Source organism: Shigella sp. FC1544, from assembly GCF_001722145.1.
GTDB lineage: Bacteria > Pseudomonadota > Gammaproteobacteria > Enterobacterales > Enterobacteriaceae > Escherichia > Escherichia coli.
On the sequence record NZ_MECT01000593.1, the window covers coordinates 12993 to 32792 of the forward strand.

Below are 19800 nucleotides of genomic sequence, written 5' to 3' on the forward strand. Positions count from 1 at the left end.
GGACGTCTGCCAGTCAAATGCCTGGCAAATTATTCTTTCTCGGCAATGTACGGATCCTCATAGCCCAGAGCAAGCATAATCTCTGTTTCGAGGGCTTCCATTTCTTCTGCTTCGTCATCTTCGATGTGATCGTAACCTAACAAATGCAGACTGCCGTGCACCACCATATGCGCCCAGTGCGCCTCCAGTGGTTTGCCTTGCTCCTGAGCTTCCTTCTCAACCACCTGACGGCAGATAACCAGATCGCCCAGTAGCGACATTTCCATGCCAGGCGGCACTTCAAACGGGAAGGAGAGCACGTTGGTCGGCTTATCCTTACCGCGATAGGTCAGATTCAGACTGTGGCTTTCGGCGGTATCGACCACGCGAATAGTCACTTCCGATTCTTCCTGAAACTGTGGGATCACCGCATTCAGCCATGTTTGAAACTGGCTCTCTTCCGGTAACCCGGAATTATCTTCACATGCCAGTTGTAAATCGAGGATCACCTGACTCATTTTTGTTCCTGTTCTTCGCGTTTGCGTTCTGCCGCCAGCGCTGCTTTTCGTTTTTGTTCGGCTTCTTCCCAGGCTTCATAGGCGTTAACGATACGCGCCACCACAGGGTGACGAACCACGTCTTCGCTGTGGAAGAAGTTAAAGCTGATCTCTTCGACATCGGCCAGTACTTCGATGGCGTGACGTAAGCCTGATTTAGTATTACGCGGCAGGTCGATCTGTGTGACGTCGCCGGTGATAACCGCTTTTGAGTTAAAACCGATACGGGTCAGGAACATCTTCATCTGTTCGATGGTGGTGTTCTGGCTCTCATCGAGAATGATAAACGCGTCGTTCAGCGTACGACCACGCATATAGGCCAGCGGCGCGACTTCAATAACGTTGCGCTCAATCAGTTTCTCAACTTTCTCAAAGCCCAGCATTTCAAACAGCGCGTCGTACAGTGGGCGCAGATACGGGTCTACTTTCTGGCTTAAATCGCCAGGCAGGAAGCCCAGTTTCTCACCGGCTTCGACCGCCGGACGAGTCAGCAGAATACGGCGAATCTCCTGACGCTCCAGGGCATCAACTGCCGCAGCCACTGCCAGGTAGGTTTTACCCGTACCCGCCGGGCCAACGCCGAAGGTAATGTCATGGTCGAGAATATTGGCGATGTACTGCGCCTGGTTTGGCGTGCGCGGCTTAATTACGCCGCGTTTGGTTTTGATATTGACCGCTTTGCCGTACTCCGGCACGCTCTCCGCACTTTGCTCCAGTACTCGCGCTTCTTTAATCGTAAGGTGGATCTGTTCCGGTTCGATATCCTGAATCTGACCGCGCATCGGGGCTGTATCGACATACAGGCTACGCAGAATGTCTGCCGCAGCGGTGACGCAAATCGGACGGCCGGTCAGTTTAAAGTGGTTGTCGCGGCGATTGATCTCGATGCCGAGACGGCGTTCGAGCTGCTTGATGTTGTCATCAAACGGGCCGCACAGGCTCAACAGACGCGCGTTGTCTGCTGGCTCTAGGGTGATTTCGCGAGTGTCTATGTTCAAACCGTTCCTCTTATCTGTATGCCGCCGGAAGCTGAACATTCACCGGCCTATAAGGAAATTATTCACGCCACAGGAAAAAGGCGCAAGCATTGCGATAAAGATGGGGATAAAGAGAGAAAAAACAAGGCCCACCGGAACGGCGGGCCTGAGAATTACGGCTGATAATAACCCACGCCAAGGTCGTTTTCTTTGCGGGTACGGGCAATCACCGATTCCGGTGTTTCTGCCACGCGCAGGCCCATTTCATCTTCAGTACGCACCACTTTACCGCGCAGAGAGTTCGGGTAGACGTCGGTAATTTCTACATCGACGAATTTACCGATCATATCCGGTGTGCCCTCGAAGTTGACCACGCGGTTATTTTCGGTACGCCCGGAAAGCTCCATGATGCTCTTACGCGAAGTCCCTTCTACCAGAATACGCTGGGTGGTGCCGAGCATCCGGCGGCTCCATGCCATCGCTTGCTGATTGATACGTTCTTGCAGAATATACAGACGCTGCTTCTTCTCTTCTTCCGGAACATCATCAACCATATCGGCGGCTGGTGTACCCGGACGTGCAGAGAAGATAAAGCTGTAGCTCATGTCGAAATTGACGTCGGCAATCAGCTTCATCGTTTTCTCGAAGTCTTCGGTGGTTTCGCCAGGGAAGCCAACGATGAAATCAGAACTGATCTGAATATCTGGACGCGCCACACGCAGTTTACGGATGATCGCTTTGTACTCCAGTGCCGTATGAGTACGGCCCATCAGGTTCAGAATGCGATCGGAACCGCTCTGTACCGGCAGATGCAGGAAGCTCACCAGCTCCGGCGTGTCGCGATACACTTCGATGATATCGTCGGTGAATTCGATCGGATGGCTGGTGGTAAAGCGAATACGATCGATCCCGTCGATCGCAGCAACCAGACGCAGCAGATCGGCAAACGATCCGGTGGAGCCGTCGTAGTTTTCACCACGCCAGGCGTTCACGTTCTGACCGAGCAGGTTGACTTCACGCACGCCCTGAGCCGCAAGCTGGGCAATCTCAAACAGAATATCGTCAGACGGACGGCTTACCTCTTCACCACGGGTGTAAGGCACCACGCAGTAGGTGCAATATTTATTGCAGCCTTCCATGATGGAGACAAACGCGGTCGGCCCTTCGGCGCGCGGTTCCGGTAGACGGTCAAACTTCTCGATTTCCGGGAAGCTGATATCTACAACCGGGCTGCGGTCGCCGCGCACGGAGTTGATCATCTCCGGCAGACGGTGCAGCGTTTGCGGCCCAAAAATAATATCGACATAGTGGGCGCGCTGGCGAATGTGCTCGCCTTCTTGCGATGCCACGCAGCCACCGACGCCGATAATCAGGTCTGGATTCTTCTCTTTTAACAGTTTCCAGCGCCCCAACTGATGGAAGACTTTTTCCTGAGCCTTCTCGCGGATTGAGCAGGTGTTCAGCAGCAGCACATCCGCTTCTTCCGCCACGTCGGTCAGTTGATAGCCGTGGGTGGCATCCAGCAGATCGGCCATCTTCGATGAATCGTACTCGTTCATCTGACAGCCCCAGGTTTTAATATGGAGTTTTTTGGTCATCGACTTGCTCTTGCGAAATAGTAGCCAGGAATGCAGGGCGCATAGTGTAATGCTTTGCTGCCGTTGTGGCCAGTATGAGCGTTATCAGCCCTTGGGGGTAAAAATCCTGTAAACTTAAAGCATATTGCTAACAGGATGATTGACCATGACAAATCAACCAACGGAAATTGCCATTGTCGGCGGAGGAATGGTCGGCGGCGCGCTGGCGCTGGGGCTGGCACAGCACGGATTTTCGGTAACGGTGATCGAGCACGCAGAACCTGCACCGTTTGTCGCTGATAGCCAACCGGACGTGCGGATCTCGGCGATCAGCGCCGCATCGGTATCATTGCTTAAAGGGTTAGGGGTCTGGGATGCAGTACAGGCTATGCGTTGCCATCCTTACCGCAGACTGGAAACGTGGGAGTGGGAAACGGCGCATGTGGTGTTTGACGCCGCTGAACTTAAGCTACCGTTGCTTGGCTATATGGTGGAAAACACCGTCCTGCAACAGGCGCTGTGGCAGGCGCTGGAAGCGCATCCGAAAGTAACGTTACGTGTGCCAGGCTCGCTGATTGCATTACATCGAGATAATGATCTTCAGGAGCTGGAACTGAAGGGCGGTGAAACGATCCGCGCGAAACTGGTGATTGGTGCCGACGGCGCAAAGTCTCAGGTGCGGCAGATGGCGGGAATTGGCGTTCATGCCTGGCAGTATGCGCAGTCGTGCATGTTGATTAGCGTACAGTGTGAGAACGATCCCGGCGACAGCACCTGGCAGCAATTTACCCCGGACGGACCGCGTGCGTTTCTGCCGTTGTTTGATAACTGGGCATCGCTGGTGTGGTATGACTCTCCGGCGCGTATTCGCCAGTTGCAGAATATGAATATGGCGCAACTCCAGGCGGAAATCGCGAAGCATTTCTCGTCGCGTCTGGGTTACGTTACACCGCTTGCCGCTGGTGCGTTTCCGCTGACGCGCCGACATGCGTTGCAGTATGTGCAGCCGGGGCTTGCGCTGGTGGGCGATGCCGCGCATACCATCCATCCGCTGGCGGGGCAGGGGGTGAATCTTGGTTATCGTGATGTCGATGCCCTGATTGATGTTCTGGTGAATGCCCGCAGTTACGGTGAAGCGTGGGCCAGTTATCCTGTCCTCAAGCGTTACCAGATGCGGCGCATGGCGGATAACTTCATTATGCAAAGTGGTATGGATCTGTTTTATGCCGGATTCAGTAATAATCTGCCGCCGCTGCGTTTTGTGCGTAATCTCGGGTTAATGGCGGCAGAGCGTGCTGGCGTGTTGAAACGTCAGGCGCTGAAATATGCGTTAGGGTTGTAGCCTTACAACATTGCCGGATGCGTGCCAACCGTAGGTCGGATAAGACGCGGCAGCGTCGCATCCGACATTGAAGGATAAGACGTGTCAACATCGCATTCGACATTGAATGAACGCAGAAAAGCAAAAAGCTCGCCGAAGCGAGCTTTTTTAATGTGGCTGGGGTACGAGGATTCGAACCTCGGAATGCCGGAATCAGAATCCGGTGCCTTACCGCTTGGCGATACCCCAACAAATTGGTTTTTGAATTTGCCGAACGTATTCGACACATTCAGAATTTGGTGGCTACGACGGGATTCGAACCTGTGACCCCATCATTATGAGTGATGTGCTCTAACCAACTGAGCTACGTAGCCAGATTGTTTCTTCTATGGCTGGGGTACCTGGATTCGAACCAGGGAATGCCGGTATCAAAAACCGGTGCCTTACCGCTTGGCGATACCCCATCCGTACAACGCTTTCTGGTGAATGGTGCGGGAGGCGAGACTTGAACTCGCACACCTTGCGGCGCCAGAACCTAAATCTGGTGCGTCTACCAATTTCGCCACTCCCGCAAAAAAAGATGGTGGCTACGACGGGATTCGAACCTGTGACCCCATCATTATGAGTGATGTGCTCTAACCAACTGAGCTACGTAGCCATCTTTTTTTTCGCGATACCTTATCGGCGTTGCGGGGCGCATTATGCGTATAGAGCCTTGCAGCGTCAACCTCTTTTTCAAGGAAAATTGCTCGAAAGTGACTGTTTGGTTAGGTTGCGAACAGCGTGGCGCTATATTCGTCAATTATTGTTTACTTTGTGTTTTTTCCCCACCCTACAGCCATTCTTTTGTCGTACAGGATGAAATTCGGAATTCAACAATAGTGGTGGGAAATTAATCTATGAAATACTGGCCTACAGTGATGAGTTGTCAAACAGTGATGTGGCAAACCCGGAACATTTCCTTACTGCATATCAGAATCAACAAGCACCTCAATAACTGAAACAGCCCCGGATTTCACCGGGGCTGTTTCGCATTTCTTACTTATATGCCGACTGGTGAACACCAACCGCACGACCAGATGGATCGTCCATTTTCTTGAACGCTTCATCCCATTCGATCGCTTTAGCGGAAGAACACGCGACGGAAGGACCGCCAGGCACGCACTCAGCGGCGCTCGGAAGCGGGAACAGTTCTTCAAAGATCTCCCGGTACAGATACGCTTCTTTTGAGGTTGGCGTGTTGTACGGGAAGCGGAAGCGGGCAGTTTCCAGTTGCTGATTAGAAACCTGCTGCGCCGCCACTTCTTTCAGGGTGTCGATCCAACTGTAACCGACGCCATCGGAGAACTGCTCTTTCTGCCGCCAGGCCACGCTTGCGGGCAGGTATGACTCAAAACATTCACGCAGGATGTTTTTTTCCATTTTGCCGTTACCGCACATTTTATCCTGCGGGTTAATGCGCATCGCCACATCAAGGAATTTTTTGTCGAGGAACGGAACGCGTGCTTCCACGCCCCAGGCTGACATCGCTTTGTTGGCGCGCGCGCAGTCATACATATGCAGGGCCAGCAGTTTACGCACCGTCTCTTCATGCAGTTCTTTAGCGTTGGGCGCTTTATGGAAGTAAAGATAACCGCCAAACACTTCATCAGAACCTTCACCGGACAGCACCATTTTAATGCCCATCGCCTTGATCTTACGCGACATTAAATACATCGGTGTTGAAGCGCGAATAGTGGTCACATCATAAGTTTCGATGTGGTAAATCACGTCGCGGATGGCATCCAGACCTTCCTGTACAGTGAAGTGAATTTCGTGATGCACCGTGCCCAGATGGTTTGCCACTTCCTGGGCTGCTTTAAGATCCGGTGAACCCGGCAGACCTACAGCAAAGGAGTGTAACTGCGGCCACCAGGCTTCAGAGCGTTCCTGATCTTCCACGCGACGGGCTGCGTATTTCTTGGTGATAGCGGAAATAATTGAGGAATCCAGACCACCAGAAAGCAGCACACCGTAAGGCACATCAGACATCAGATGGCTTTTAACGGAATCTTCCAGAGCCTGACGCAGCTCGTTTTTGTCGGTCACGTTATCTTTCACTGCATCAAAGTCGAACCAGTCGCGATGATAATAAGAACGGATTTCGCCGTCCTGGCTCCACAAATAGCTCCCCGCCGGGAACTCTTTAATCGTGCGGCAAACTGGCACCAGCGATTTCATTTCTGAGGCGACATACAGCTGACCGTGTTCGTCATAGCCCATATACAGTGGGATGATCCCCAGATGGTCGCGACCAATCAGGTAGGCATCTTTTTCGCTGTCGTACAGGGCAAAGGCAAACATGCCCTGCAAGTCGTCGAGAAATTCCGGCCCTTTTTCCTGATACAGCGCGAGGATCACTTCACAGTCAGACCCTGTCTGGAACTGATAACGATCGCCATATTCAGCGCGCAATGCCTGGTGGTTGTAGATTTCACCGTTTACCGCCAGTACGTGGGTTTTTTGTTGGTTGTAGAGAGGTTGCGCCCCCGCGTTAACGTCAACAATTGACAGACGTTCGTGAGCGAGAATGGCGTTATCGCTGGCATAAATACCGGACCAGTCCGGGCCACGATGACGCATCAGGCGTGACAGCTCGAGTGCTTTCTTACGCAGCTCAACTGCGTCTGTTTTGATATCGAATACGCCAAAAATTGAACACATAACCTTCTCCGTTAACCTGGTATTTGTTGCTTGTTGTGTTTGCTTGTTTAAAAAAATGCCGCAAAGCAGCACTGTGCGCAAGCGATTTGGCGGTGAAAAAATAAAAAACGTAATGGTGATTGTCGATTGCTGAAAAAAGGTCTGGTGTGAGGATATATTTATTGATGAATCGATAATTTTTAGCGGGTTTTATTGAATGTTTATATTTTACGGGGGCCAAATTGCTGACAAAGTGCAATTTGTTCATGCCGGATGCGGCGTGAACGCCTTATCCGGCCTACAAAAGCATGAAAATTCAATATATTGCAGGAGCTGCGTAGGCCTGATAAGCGTAGCGCATCAGGCAGTTTGGCGTTTGTCATCAGAGCCAACCACGTCTGTAGACGTGGTTGCTATTCAGATAACGTCGATTTCAGCGACCGACGGGTAAATCCAGCTTGGGCGGAACGGCATACTGTCGATATCGTCGAGCGATGAAACACCAGAAAGCACCAGAATCGTTTCCAGACCTGCTTGGAAGCCCGCCAGAATATCGGTACGCAGGTTATCGCCGACAATAACCGTTTCTTCCGAATGCGCCTGCATTTTGTTTAATGCCGCGCGGATGATCCACGGACTCGGTTTACCAACATAGAACGGTTTACGCCCGGAGATTTTTTCGATGCCTGCACACAACGCGCCACACGCGGGATAAAAACCGCGCCCGTGGGTGTCCGGATTGGTGGCGATAAAACGTGCACCGTTAGCGACGAAATAGGCTGCTTTATGCATCATGTCCCAGTTGTAGGAACGCGTTTCGCCAACAATCACGAAATCAGGGTTCACATCGGTAATAGTGAAACCGGCTTTGTACAGTTCATGAATCAGTGCGCCTTCGCCCACCACATACGCTTTCTTGCCTTCCTGGCGACGCAGGAAATCGGCAGTCGCCATCGCAGAGGTATAAAACACGCTGTCAGGTACATCGACACCTGCGGTGGCAAAGCGGTTCGCCAGATCTTGCCCAGTCTGCGAAGGATAGTTGGTCAGCAACACCAGCGGCAGGCCTTTATCCATAATCCCGTGCAAAAATTCCGCTGCACCCGGTACGGCGACGTTATCGTGCATCAGCACGCCGTCGATATCGCAAATTACATTTTTAATGGTCATGGACTACCCAGAATATTGACAACAATAAGCGCCACTATAAAAGCACATTAATTTTCCAGCAAATGCTGGAGCAAAATACCGTTGAGCATGGCGCGTTTTACCAGCGCAAAAGCGCCGATTGCCGAGCGGTGATCCAGCTCAGAACGTACCACCGGCAGATTAGTGCGAAACGCCTTCAGCGCCTGGGTATTAATGCAGCTTTCAATAGCAGGGAGCAGCACTTTATCGGCTTCGGTGATTTCACCGGCAATAACAATTTTTTGCGGATTAAATAAGTTGATAGCAATGGCGATGGTTTTACCCAGATGACGACCGACATACTCAATTACTTCCGACGCCAGACTATCGCCTTTGTTCGCGGCTTTGCAGATAGTTTTGATGGTGCAGTCGTCCAGCGGCACGCGGCTCTGGTAGCCCTGCTTTAACAGATTCAACACCCGTTGTTCAATGGCAGCGTTGGCGGCGATAGTTTCCAGGCAGCCAAAGTTGCCGCAGTGGCAGCGTTCACCCAGCGGTTCGACCTGAATATGGCCAATTTCACCGACGTTACCGTTGCGGCCAATAAAAATGCGCCCGTTAGAGATAATCCCGGCCCCGGTTCCGCGATGGACACGCACCAGAATGGAGTCTTCGCAATCCTGACTTGCACCGAAGTAGTGCTCCGCCAGCGCCAGACTACGGATATCGTGACCAACGAAACAGGTCACTTTAAAACGTTCTTCCAGAGCTTCTACCAGCCCCCAGTTTTCTACCTGAATATGCGGCATGTAATGAATTTTGCCGCTGTCCGGGTCAACAAGCCCTGGCAGGATCACCGAAATCGCGATCAGCTCGCGCAGTTTGCGCTGGTAGCTATCAATAAACTGAGCAATGGCATTCAACAGGGCATGTTCCAGCGTTTGCTGGGTACGTTCCGGCAGCGGGTAATGTTCTTCTGCCAGCACTTTGCTGCTGAGATCAAACAGGGTGATGGTGGCGTCGTGACGACCAAGCCGTACGCCGATTGCGTGGAAATTGCGGGTTTCGGTGACGATGGAGATAGCGCGGCGGCCCCCGGTGGAGGCCTGCTGATCAACTTCTTTGATCAGCCCGCGTTCGATAAGCTGACGCGTAATTTTGGTTACGCTGGCGGGGGCAAGCTGGCTTTGCTCGGCAATCTGAATCCGCGAGATTGGCCCGTACTGGTCAATCAGGCGATAAACCGCCGCGCTGTTAAGCTGTTTTACGAGATCAACATTACCTATCTGAGCTTGTCCGCCTGGTGTCATACTTTCTCTTATTGAGTTACGACCTCGTTACCGTTAACGATGGTCTTGGTGATTTTAAAATCAGGTGTGAATGCGGTCAGGTTGGCTACTTTACCTGCGGCGAGTGTGCCGAGACGTTTCTCAACGCCAATCGCACGCGCCGGATAGAGCGTCGCCATACGCAGCACTTCATCCAGTGCGATACCGCAATGTTCGACCAGATTACGCACGCCTTCAATCATGGTTAAGGATGAACCGCTTAACGTACCGTTCTCATCCACACAAAGTCCGTTACGGTAGTATATTGTTTTACCCGCAAAAATGAACTGTTCAATGTTGGCACCTGCTGGCGCGGTGGCGTCGGTAACCAGACACAGTTTGTCGCCTTTAAGGCGTTTAGCGTTACGAATGTTGGCGTAATCAACATGCAGGCCATCAGCGATAATACCGCAATAAATGTCAGCTTCGTCGAGGATCGCGCCCGCCAGGCCCGGTTCACGACCGGTAATATACGGCATCGCGTTGTACAGATGGGTGGCAAAGGTAATCCCCGCGCGGAAACCGGCTTTCGCTTCTTTCAACGTCGCGTTGGAGTGACCGGCAGAAACCACAATCCCGGCATTTGCCAGTTTGCTGATGACTTCCGCAGGAACCATTTCCGGTGCCAGGGTCACTTTGGTAATGACGTCGGCGTTTTCACACAGGAAATCGACCAGCGCGGCATCAGGCTTACGCACAAAATTCGGATTATGGGTGCCTTTTTTTACCAGATTCAGCCACGGACCTTCCAGATGCAGACCTAACGCCTGATTCGGATGTCTTGCCAGGTACTCGCGCATAACGCGCACGCCCTGTTTCATCAGCTCATCGCTGGTGGTGATAAGCGTCGGCAGATAGTTAGTACAGCCTGATTTCTCATTGGCTTTCTGCATGATTTCCAGCGTTTCCACGCTGACCGCTTCAGCGGTGTCGTTAAACTGTACGCCGCCGCAGCCGTTTAACTGCACATCGATAAAACCGGGGGAGAGAATGGCCCCGTTCAGTGAACGTTGTTCGATCTCTGGCGGCAGTTCCGCTACCGGACAGACGCTTTTAATCAGGCCATCAGCGATAACAACCGCGTGGTCATCAAGAAATTCGTGGCCGGTAAAGATCCGGCCCTGGGTTAATGCATACATTCTGACCCCCGATTTTAAAAAATATTGCCCTGAGCAAGGAGCCAGGGCAGGGATAACAATTACAGACCTTTGATATTTTCTGCTTCTAATTCATTGAAATATCTTAAAGTCTTAACTTTCAGCTCCATGGTGGAAGGTTCATCGCACACCATGATCGCTTTTGGATGCAGTTGCAGACAGCTGATGGTCCACATGTGGTTCACGCAACCTTCAACTGCAGCCTGCAGTGCCAGTGCTTTCTGGCTACCCAGCACCAGAATCATCACTTCTTCGGCATCCAGCAATGTACCAACACCGACAGTCAGGGCATATTTTGGCACCTGATTGACATCGTTATCAAAGAAACGAGAGTTCGCGACGCGAGTGTCATGAGTCAGGGTTTTGATACGAGTACGAGAAGCCAGAGAAGACGCCGGTTCGTTAAATGCAATATGGCCGTCGTTACCTACACCGCCCATAAACAGATGAATTTTTCCGTAAGAACGGATTTTTTCTTCATACTGGCGGCATTCGGCGTCGATATCCGGGGCGTTGCCGTTGAGAAGGTTGATGTTTTCTGCTGGAATATCAACGTGATCGAAGAAATTACGGTGCATAAAGCTGTAGTAGCTTTCCGGATGCTCTTTCGGCAGACCGACATATTCGTCCATGTTGAAGGTGACAACGTGCTTAAAGCTGACCTGGCCTGCTTTATGCATTTCGACTAACGCTTTATAGGTGGTCATCGGCGTGCCGCCAGTTGGCAGGCCCAGAACAAACGGACGATCGGCAGTCGGTTTGAACGCATTGATACGATTGACGATATGGCGAGCAGCCCATTTGCCGACCTGTTCAGCGGTAGTCAGGGGGATCAGTCTCATTATTCACCTCAATAAGTAAAATGTAAGCCGTTGGCGGATTAGGTATCTTTAAGCGTAACTTGGATTTGCGCAGACAGGCGTCAATCCGACCTGATTTTTTGAATGATAAAATAAGTTTTCTGGTTTAGCCAGTAAAAGGGAGTGATGATAACGATATTTGGTGACAAAACTCACAAAAGACACGCGTTTAATTTGCGATACGAATTAAATTTTCACACACTCTGTAGCAGATGATCTAACAATCTGATTACAGAACATCGGCAGTACAATTTGCAGCAAAATAAAAATACGGCTTTAAACGAGCCAAATAGGGTTCTCGTAGGGGGAATAAGATGAATATTTTAGGTTTTTTCCAGCGACTCGGTAGGGCGTTACAGCTCCCTATCGCGGTGCTGCCGGTGGCGGCACTGTTGCTGCGATTCGGTCAGCCAGATTTACTTAACGTTGCGTTTATTGCCCAGGCGGGCGGTGCGATTTTTGATAACCTCGCATTAATCTTCGCCATCGGTGTGGCATCCAGCTGGTCGAAAGACAGCGCAGGTGCGGCGGCGCTGGCGGGTGCGGTAGGTTACTTTGTGTTAACCAAAGCGATGGTGACCATCAACCCAGAAATAAACATGGGTGTACTGGCGGGTATCATTACCGGTCTGGTTGGTGGCGCAGCCTATAACCGTTGGTCCGATATTAAACTGCCGGACTTCCTGAGCTTCTTCGGCGGCAAACGTTTTGTGCCGATTGCCACCGGCTTCTTCTGCCTGGTGCTGGCGGCCATTTTTGGTTACGTCTGGCCGCCGGTACAGCACGCTATCCATGCAGGAGGCGAGTGGATCGTTTCTGCGGGCGCGCTGGGTTCCGGTATCTTTGGTTTCATCAACCGTCTGCTGATCCCAACCGGTCTGCATCAGGTGCTGAACACCATCGCCTGGTTCCAGATTGGTGAATTCACACGCGGCGGGTACGGTTTTCCACGGTGATATCAACCGCTTCTATGCCGGTGACGGCACCGCGGGGATGTTCATGTCCGGCTTCTTCCCGATTATGATGTTCGGTCTGCCGGGTGCGGCGCTGGCGATGTACTTCGCAGCACCGAAAGAGCGTCGTCCGATGGTTGGCGGGATGCTGCTTTCTGTTGCTGTTACTGCGTTCCTGACCGGTGTGACTGAGCCGCTGGAATTCCTGTTCATGTTCCTTGCACCGCTGCTGTACCTCCTGCACGCACTGCTGACCGGTATCAGCCTGTTTGTGGCAACACTGCTGGGTATCCATGCTGGCTTCTCTTTCTCTGCGGGGGCTATCGACTACGCGTTGATGTATAACCTGCCGGCCGCCAGCCAGAACGTCTGGATGCTGCTGGTGATGGGTGTTGTCTTCTTCGCTATCTACTTCGTGGTGTTCAGTTTGGTTATCCGCATGTTCAACCTGAAAACGCCGGGTCGTGAAGATAAAGAAGACGAGATCGTTACTGAAGAAGCCAACAGCAACACTGAAGAAGGCCTCAATCAACTGGCGACCAACTATATTGCTGCGGTTGGCGGCACTGACAACCTGAAAGCAATTGACGCCTGTATCACCCGTCTGCGCCTGACCGTGGCTGACTCTGCCCGCGTCAACGATACGATGTGTAAACGTCTGGGTGCTTCTGGTGTAGTGAAACTGAACAAACAGACTATTCAGGTGATTGTTGGCGCGAAAGCAGAATCCATCGGCGATGCGATGAAGAAAGTCGTTGCCCGTGGTCCGGTAGCCGCTGCGTCAGCTGAAGCAACTCCGTCAACTGCCGCGCCTGTAGCAAAACCGCAGGCTGTACCAAACGCGGTATCTATCGCGGAGCTGGTATCGCCGATTACCGGTGATGTCGTGGCACTGGATCAGGTTCCTGACGAAGCATTCGCCAGCAAAGCGGTGGGTGACGGTGTGGCGGTGAAACCGACAGATAAAATCGTCGTATCACCAGCCGCAGGGACAATCGTGAAAATCTTCAACACCAACCACGCGTTCTGCCTGGAAACCGAAAAAGGCGCGGAGATCGTCGTCCATATGGGTATCGACACCGTAGCGCTGGAAGGTAAAGGCTTTAAACGTCTGGTGGAAGAGGGTGCGCAGGTAAGCGCAGGGCAACCGATTCTGGAAATGGATCTGGATTACCTGAACGCTAACGCCCGCTCGATGATTAGCCCGGTGGTTTGCAGCAATATCGACGATTTCAGTGGCTTGATCATTAAAGCTCAGGGCCATGTTGTGGCGGGTCAAACACCGCTGTATGAAATCAAAAAGTAATCTGCTTTATGCCTGATGCGACGCTTGAGCGTCGCATCCAACAATGACAAGCGGTGGAGATCTTCTCTGCCGCTTTTTTTTTCATCAATCATCCCCATAATCCTTGTTAGATTATCAATTTTAAAAAACTAACAGTTGTCAGCCTGTCCCGCTTATAAGATCATACGCCGTTATACGTTGTTTACGCTTTGAGGAATCCACGATGAGTGAGGCAGAAGCCCGCCCGACTAACTTTATCCGTCAGATCATCGATGAAGATCTGGCCAGTGGTAAGCACACCACAGTACACACCCGTTTCCCGCCGGAGCCGAATGGCTATCTGCATATTGGCCATGCGAAATCTATCTGCCTGAACTTCGGGATCGCCCAGGACTATAAAGGCCAGTGCAACCTGCGTTTCGACGACACTAACCCGGTAAAAGAAGATATCGAGTATGTTGAGTCGATCAAAAACGACGTAGAGTGGTTAGGTTTTCACTGGTCTGGTAACGTCCGTTACTCCTCCGATTATTTTGATCAGCTCCACGCCTATGCGATCGAACTGATCAATAAAGGCCTGGCGTACGTTGATGAACTGACGCCGGAACAGATCCGCGAATACCGCGGCACCCTGACGCAACCGGGTAAAAACAGCCCGTACCGCGACCGCAGCGTTGAAGAGAACCTGGCGCTGTTCGAAAAAATGCGTGCCGGTGGTTTTGAAGAAGGTAAAGCCTGCCTGCGTGCGAAAATCGACATGGCTTCACCGTTTATCGTGATGCGCGATCCGGTGCTGTACCGCATTAAATTTGCTGAACACCACCAGACTGGCAACAAGTGGTGCATCTACCCGATGTACGACTTCACCCACTGCATCAGCGATGCCCTGGAAGGTATTACGCACTCTCTGTGTACGCTTGAGTTCCAGGACAACCGTCGCCTGTACGACTGGGTGCTGGACAACATCACCATTCCTGTTCACCCGCGCCAGTACGAATTCTCGCGCCTGAATCTGGAATACACTGTGATGTCCAAGCGTAAGCTGAACCTGCTGGTGACCGACAAGCACGTTGAAGGCTGGGATGACCCGCGTATGCCGACCATTTCCGGTCTGCGTCGTCGTGGTTACACTGCTGCTTCTATTCGTGAGTTCTGCAAACGCATCGGCGTGACCAAGCAGGACAACACCATTGAGATGGCGTCGCTGGAATCCTGCATCCGTGAAGATCTCAACGAAAACGCCCCGCGCGCAATGGCGGTTATCGATCCGGTGAAACTGGTTATCGAAAACTATCAGGGCGAAGGCGAAATGGTTACCATGCCGAACCATCCGAACAAACCGGAAATGGGTAGCCGCCAGGTGCCGTTTAGCGGTGAGATTTGGATCGATCGCGCCGATTTCCGCGAAGAAGCTAACAAGCAGTACAAACGTCTGGTGCTGGGTAAAGAAGTGCGTCTGCGTAATGCTTACGTCATTAAGGCAGAACGCGTGGAGAAAGATGCCGAAGGCAATATCACCACCATCTTCTGTACTTATGACGCCGACACCTTAAGCAAAGATCCGGCAGATGGTCGTAAAGTCAAAGGTGTTATTCACTGGGTGAGCGCGGCACATGCGCTGCCGGTTGAAATCCGTCTGTACGACCGTCTGTTCAGCGTGCCTAACCCAGGTGCTGCGGATGATTTCCTGTCGGTGATTAACCCGGAATCGCTGGTGATCAAACAGGGCTTTGCTGAACCGTCGCTGAAAGATGCGGTTGCGGGTAAAGCATTCCAGTTTGAGCGTGAAGGTTACTTCTGCCTCGACAGCCGCCATTCCACAGCGGAAAAACCGGTATTTAACCGCACCGTTGGGCTGCGTGATACCTGGGCGAAAGTAGGCGAGTAATTTTAAGTTCTACCAGGCCGGGTGAGGCATTTACGTCGCATCCGGCAAGAAATAGCAAACAATCCCAAACGCGCACTCTGCGGCGTTTTTTCTGCTTTTCTTCGCGAATTAATTCCGCTTCGCAATTTATCCATAAAATAAATTTAAAATCACAAACCATAATTAAATAAAATGTAACCGCTTTCATCTTGCTGGAAATTTACGCTTTTATTCTTCTGCAAGCCTTTCAACCGCAAACTTAAGCCTTGTAACAAAAATCATCAAAATATGTGCGGTTGCTCATGTTCTTACATTCTGGTTACAGAAAGAGATTGATAATTCGCGTCGCGAAAAATAGTCTATTCCTGTAGTCAGCGAGACTTTTCTCAATGCTACTTTTTTAATTTTTATTTTTTTCGCTGTTCACCTTTGGTGCAGCAATTTATACGTCAAAGAGGATTAACCCATGCGTACGTTTAGTGGCAAACGTAGTACGCTGGCGCTGGCTATCGCCGGTGTTACAGCAATGTCGGGCTTTATGGCAATGCCGGAGGCTCGCGCCGAAGGATTCATCGACGATTCAACCTTAACCGGCGGTATATATTACTGGCAGCGTGAACGCGACCGTAAAGATGTTACCGACGGCGACAAATACAAAACCAACCTTTCTCACTCCACCTGGAATGCCAACCTCGATTTTCAGTCCGGTTATGCTGCTGATATGTTCGGCCTTGATATTGCTGTGTTTACGGCGATTGAAATGGCGGAAAACGGCGACAGCTCCCACCCGAACGAAATCGCGTTTTCAAAAAGTAATAAAGCCTATGACGAAGACTGGTCCGGCGACAAAAGCGGTATAAGCCTGTATAAAGCTGCGGCCAAATTTAAATACGGTCCGGTTTGGGCGAGGGCAGGTTACATTCAGCCAACTGGTCAAACGCTGTTAGCGCCGCAGGTACTTATCAGGGGGCGGAAGCCGGGGCGAATTTTGATTACGGCGATGCTGGTGCGTTGAGTTTCTCCTACATGTGGACCAACGAATACAAAGCGCCGTGGCATCTGGAAATGGATGAGTTTTATCAGAACGATAAAACCACCAAAGTTGATTATCTGCACTCCCTTGGGGCGAAATACGACTTCAAAAATAACTTCGTACTGGAAGCGGCATTTGGTCAGGCGGAAGGGTATATCGATCAATATTTTGCCAAAGCCAGCTACAAATTTGATATCGCCGGTAGCCCGTTAACCACCAGCTACCAGTTCTATGGTACGCGCGATAAAGTTGACGATCGCAGCGTCAACGACCTTTATGACGGCACCGCCTGGCTGCAAGCGTTGACCTTTGGTTACCGGGCGGCTGACGTAGTGGATTTGCGCCTCGAAGGCACCTGGGTTAAGGCTGACGGTCAGCAGGGATACTTCCTGCAACGTATGACTCCAACCTACGCTTCCTCCAACGGCCGCCTGGATATCTGGTGGGATAACCGTTCCGACTTCAACGCTAACGGCGAAAAAGCGGTCTTCTTCGGTGCGATGTATGACCTGAAAAACTGGAATCTTCCAGGCTTCGCCATCGGCGCTTCCTACGTTTACGCATGGGATGCTAAACCTGCGACCTGGCAGAGCAATCCGGATGCGTACTACGACAAAAACCGGACTATTGAAGAGTCTGCATACAGCCTGGATGCGGTCTACACCATTCAGGACGGTCGCGCCAAAGGCACGATGTTCAAACTGCACTTCACCGAATACGACAACCACTCCGACATCCCAAGCTGGGGCGGTGGTTACGGCAACATCTTCCAGGATGAGCGTGACGTGAAATTTATGGTAATCGCACCATTCACCATCTTCTGATGCCCGACGCGGCAGGTTTTGTGCCTGCCGCACGTTTGAGGAATTTGCTATGAAAAAACTGATTCTCATCGCCATAATGGCATCGGGGCTGGTAGCTTGTGCGCAATCAACCGCGCCACAGGAAGACAGTCGTCTGAAAGAGGCATACAGCGCCTGTATCAACACCGCACAAGGTTCGCCAGAAAAAATTGAAGCCTGCCAGAGCGTGTTAAACGTGCTGAAGAAAGAGAAACAACATCAGCATTTTGCCGACCAGGAAAGTGTCCGCGTACTGGATTATCAGCAGTGTCTGCGTGCAACGCAAACCGGAAATGATCAGGCGGTGAAAGCCTATTGTGATAAAGTTTGGCAGGAAATTCGCAGTAATAACAAATAAGTGAGAGCTGTAACTCTCGCTTTTCTTATTTCCCTTGCATAAAAAAGCCAACCCGCAGGTTGGCTTTTTCTCATTCAGGCTGGCTTATTTGCCTTCGTGCGCATGTTCATCTTCGCGGCAATCGCCTTCGGCACAGTGACCGTAAAGATAGAGACTGTGGTTAGTCAGGCGAATGCCATGTTTTGCGGCAATTTCACGCTGACGCGCTTCGATGGAATCATCACTAAATTCGATAACCTTGCCGCAGTCGAGGCAGATCAGGTGATCGTGGTGATGTTGCTGTGTCAGTTCAAATACGGATTTACCGCCTTCAAAATTGTGGCGGGTGACGATACCAGCGTCGTCAAACTGGTTCAGTACGCGATATACCGTAGCCAGACCAATTTCTTCACCCATATCGATCAGACGTTTGTATAAATCTTCCGCACTGACGTGATGGTTGTCCGGCTCCTGAAGAACTTCCAGGATTTTTAAACGAGGAAGCGTTACTTTCAGGCCAGCTTTCTTTAGGGCGGTATTGTTATCAGTCATGCGGAATCTGTCCTGTTACTAAGCGGTTCACTTCATTAGAAGAAGTGACAGAATTTGCTCTTGAGATAATGCGTATCATTATAGAATTGCCACGCCTAAATGAAAACCACAAGTCCCTGGCAAATATTGTTAATAAAAACGTGGCACAGCTTACATTTACAACGGCAAGGCCACTTGAACACCGGGACATTGTACAGGTACAACAGCAAAAGTTACAAATTTGTAGCAATTATTTTGATTGGCATTATCTATTAATACGGCGTAGACATGAGTCTACGCCGCATCACATCAGGCATTGAGAATTTCGTCGAGATGCAACTCTTCAGAAATCTGTTTAACCCATTTTTCTACACGTTCAGCGGTCAGTTCCGGCTGACGGTCTTCGTCGATAGCCAGACCGACAAAGTGGTCGTCATCAGCCAGACCTTTTGATGCTTCGAAATGATAGCCCGCAGTTGGCCAGTGACCAACGATCGTTGCACCGCGCGGTTCAATGATGTCGCGGATGGTGCCCAATGCGTCGCAGAAATATTCGGCGTAATCTTCCTGGTCACCACAACCAAACAGCGCAACCAGTTTGCCGTTGAAATCAATCTCTTCGAGAGTCGGGAAGAAGTCATCCCAGTCACACTGCGCTTCGCCATAATACCAGGTTGGGATGCCCAGCAGCAGAATGTCATAAGCTTCCAGATCTTCTTTGCTGCTTTTTGCAATGTCATGGACATCGGCAACGTCTTTACCAAGCTGTTTTTGAATCATTTTTGCGATATTTTCGGTATTACCGGTGTCGCTGCCGAAAAAGATGCCAGTGATAGCCATGAGTGAAATAACCTCTTGAAACTTATTGAAATGGGGGGGGGAAATTGCCCACGGATAAAGGCAATCATAGCAGAACAGGCAGTCTTGCGGAATCAGCAAACGAGCAGGACTGCACACTGTGCTACATGAAAGTGGAAATTTAAACGATGCCCTGACTACGCAGCGCCGCCAGTTGCTGCATTAACATCTCTTCGATCAGTTCGCTACGGCTCATATTGCGCGACTCCGCCAGCTCGTTCAGCGCCTCGACAGCTTCCGCGTTCAGCTTCAGTTCGACACGCTTAAGGCCACGTACTTTGTCGCGTTTTAGCTGGTTGCGTTTATTAATACGCAGCTGTTCATCGCGCGAAAGCGGATTAGTTTTCGGTCGTCCCGGTCGACGCTCGTGCGCGAACAGATCTAATGTCGTACGGTCCGTTTGTTCTTTGGCCATGATCTTGGTGACTTCGGGGGAAACAATCAGCCAGGCCTCTGCCCGGATGGATAGCGCGCCATAATACATCAGCGCGATGAGTCACGCCAACGCCCACGCGCGGAAAGCGACGC

The 19800-nt window shown here is 51.2% G+C and carries 16 protein-coding genes, 5 tRNA genes and 2 pseudogenes; 5 read left to right on the forward strand and 18 right to left on the reverse strand.

Annotated elements, in window-relative coordinates; translation table 11 throughout:
• Window positions 1-29: 29 nt before the first annotated feature.
• The 3 genes from ybeY to miaB form a co-directional block, all read right to left on the reverse strand.
• Window positions 30-497 (reverse strand): rRNA maturation RNase YbeY, encoded by a 468-nt coding sequence (gene ybeY, locus BGK49_RS24575; RefSeq protein ID WP_000084469.1) that lies wholly within the window; start codon window positions 495-497, stop codon window positions 30-32.
• Entirely contained in the window at window positions 494-1534 is a 1041-nt protein-coding gene (locus BGK49_RS24580) for a PhoH family protein (protein ID WP_004981284.1), read from the reverse strand. Before BGK49_RS24580 ends, ybeY begins: the two co-directional genes overlap by 4 nt.
• Before the next feature lie 152 nt (window positions 1535-1686).
• Window positions 1687-3111: a tRNA (N6-isopentenyl adenosine(37)-C2)-methylthiotransferase MiaB gene (miaB, locus tag BGK49_RS24585; protein ID WP_000162736.1), complete on the reverse strand. Its 1425-nt coding sequence runs from the start codon at window positions 3109-3111 to the stop codon at window positions 1687-1689.
• Window positions 3112-3256: 145 nt separating this feature from the next.
• On the opposite strand from miaB, the gene ubiF reads away from it, so the two are divergent.
• Window positions 3257-4432, forward strand: coding sequence for a 3-demethoxyubiquinol 3-hydroxylase (gene ubiF / locus BGK49_RS24590; protein WP_000184581.1), 1176 nt, complete (start codon window positions 3257-3259; stop codon window positions 4430-4432).
• Between the two features lie 153 nt (window positions 4433-4585).
• On the opposite strand, the gene BGK49_RS24595 is transcribed toward ubiF, so the two are convergent.
• The 10 genes from BGK49_RS24595 to nagB all read right to left on the reverse strand — a co-directional run bounded on the left by BGK49_RS24595 (window position 4586) and on the right by nagB (window position 11548).
• Window positions 4586-4660 (reverse strand) — tRNA-Gln (locus BGK49_RS24595).
• Between the two features lie 48 nt (window positions 4661-4708).
• A tRNA-Met gene (locus BGK49_RS24600) sits at window positions 4709-4785 on the reverse strand.
• Between the two features lie 15 nt (window positions 4786-4800).
• A tRNA-Gln gene (locus BGK49_RS24605) sits at window positions 4801-4875 on the reverse strand.
• Between the two features lie 23 nt (window positions 4876-4898).
• Window positions 4899-4983 (reverse strand) — tRNA-Leu (locus BGK49_RS24610).
• 9 nt (window positions 4984-4992) lie between these two features.
• Window positions 4993-5069, reverse strand: a tRNA-Met gene (locus tag BGK49_RS24615).
• A gap of 380 nt (window positions 5070-5449) precedes the next feature.
• Window positions 5450-7114 (reverse strand): asparagine synthase B, encoded by a 1665-nt coding sequence (gene asnB, locus BGK49_RS24620; protein WP_000337090.1) that lies wholly within the window; start codon window positions 7112-7114, stop codon window positions 5450-5452.
• 396 nt (window positions 7115-7510) lie between these two features.
• Window positions 7511-8263 carry a ribonucleotide monophosphatase NagD gene (gene nagD / locus BGK49_RS24625; protein WP_000153129.1) on the reverse strand — a complete coding sequence of 251 codons (753 nt, stop codon included), beginning with the start codon at window positions 8261-8263 and terminating at the stop codon, window positions 7511-7513.
• Between the two features lie 47 nt (window positions 8264-8310).
• Window positions 8311-9531, reverse strand: a complete 1221-nt coding sequence (gene nagC / locus BGK49_RS24630) for a DNA-binding transcriptional regulator NagC (RefSeq protein ID WP_000187594.1) — start codon at window positions 9529-9531, stop codon at window positions 8311-8313.
• An 8-nt stretch (window positions 9532-9539) separates the two neighbouring features.
• Complete coding sequence (gene nagA / locus BGK49_RS24635; protein WP_000271168.1) at window positions 9540-10688, reverse strand: N-acetylglucosamine-6-phosphate deacetylase; 1149 nt, start codon at window positions 10686-10688, stop codon at window positions 9540-9542.
• 59 nt (window positions 10689-10747) lie between these two features.
• Window positions 10748-11548, reverse strand: a complete 801-nt coding sequence (gene nagB / locus BGK49_RS24640; protein ID WP_001237072.1) for a glucosamine-6-phosphate deaminase — start codon at window positions 11546-11548, stop codon at window positions 10748-10750.
• 332 nt (window positions 11549-11880) lie between these two features.
• Between nagB and nagE the strand changes: the two are divergent.
• Window positions 11881-13825, forward strand: a pseudogene (nagE, locus tag BGK49_RS24645) (PTS N-acetyl glucosamine transporter subunit IIABC).
• On the opposite strand, the gene BGK49_RS31495 reads toward nagE, so the two are convergent.
• Window positions 13795-13917 (reverse strand): hypothetical protein, encoded by a 123-nt coding sequence (locus BGK49_RS31495; protein ID WP_001297734.1) that lies wholly within the window; start codon window positions 13915-13917, stop codon window positions 13795-13797. The pseudogene nagE and the gene BGK49_RS31495 sit on opposite strands and share 31 nt — an antisense overlap.
• 110 nt (window positions 13918-14027) lie before the next feature.
• Here BGK49_RS31495 and glnS point away from each other — a divergent pair, with 110 nt between their 5' ends.
• The 3 genes and pseudogenes from glnS to BGK49_RS24660 all read left to right on the forward strand — a co-directional run bounded on the left by glnS (window position 14028) and on the right by BGK49_RS24660 (window position 17904).
• Window positions 14028-15692, forward strand: a complete 1665-nt coding sequence (glnS, locus tag BGK49_RS24650) for a glutamine--tRNA ligase (protein ID WP_001287154.1) — start codon at window positions 14028-14030, stop codon at window positions 15690-15692.
• Between the two features lie 445 nt (window positions 15693-16137).
• Window positions 16138-17528: pseudogene (gene chiP, locus BGK49_RS24655) on the forward strand (chitoporin ChiP).
• Between the two features lie 49 nt (window positions 17529-17577).
• Window positions 17578-17904, forward strand: coding sequence for a ChiQ/YbfN family lipoprotein (locus tag BGK49_RS24660; protein ID WP_000733573.1), 327 nt, complete (start codon window positions 17578-17580; stop codon window positions 17902-17904).
• Between the two features lie 84 nt (window positions 17905-17988).
• Here BGK49_RS24660 and fur read toward each other — a convergent pair whose 3' ends face one another.
• From fur to ybfE, 4 genes are all read right to left on the reverse strand, one after another.
• Complete coding sequence (gene fur / locus BGK49_RS24665) at window positions 17989-18435, reverse strand: ferric iron uptake transcriptional regulator (protein WP_000131702.1); 447 nt, start codon at window positions 18433-18435, stop codon at window positions 17989-17991.
• Window positions 18428-18514 (reverse strand): fur leader peptide, encoded by an 87-nt coding sequence (gene uof, locus BGK49_RS24670; RefSeq protein ID WP_001406816.1) that lies wholly within the window; start codon window positions 18512-18514, stop codon window positions 18428-18430. Before uof ends, fur begins: the two co-directional genes overlap by 8 nt.
• A gap of 209 nt (window positions 18515-18723) precedes the next feature.
• Complete coding sequence (gene fldA, locus BGK49_RS24680) at window positions 18724-19254, reverse strand: flavodoxin FldA (RefSeq protein ID WP_001018618.1); 531 nt, start codon at window positions 19252-19254, stop codon at window positions 18724-18726.
• Between the two features lie 139 nt (window positions 19255-19393).
• Window positions 19394-19687, reverse strand: a complete 294-nt coding sequence (gene ybfE, locus BGK49_RS24685) for a LexA regulated protein (RefSeq protein ID WP_001300829.1) — start codon at window positions 19685-19687, stop codon at window positions 19394-19396.
• Window positions 19688-19800 lie beyond the last annotated feature (113 nt).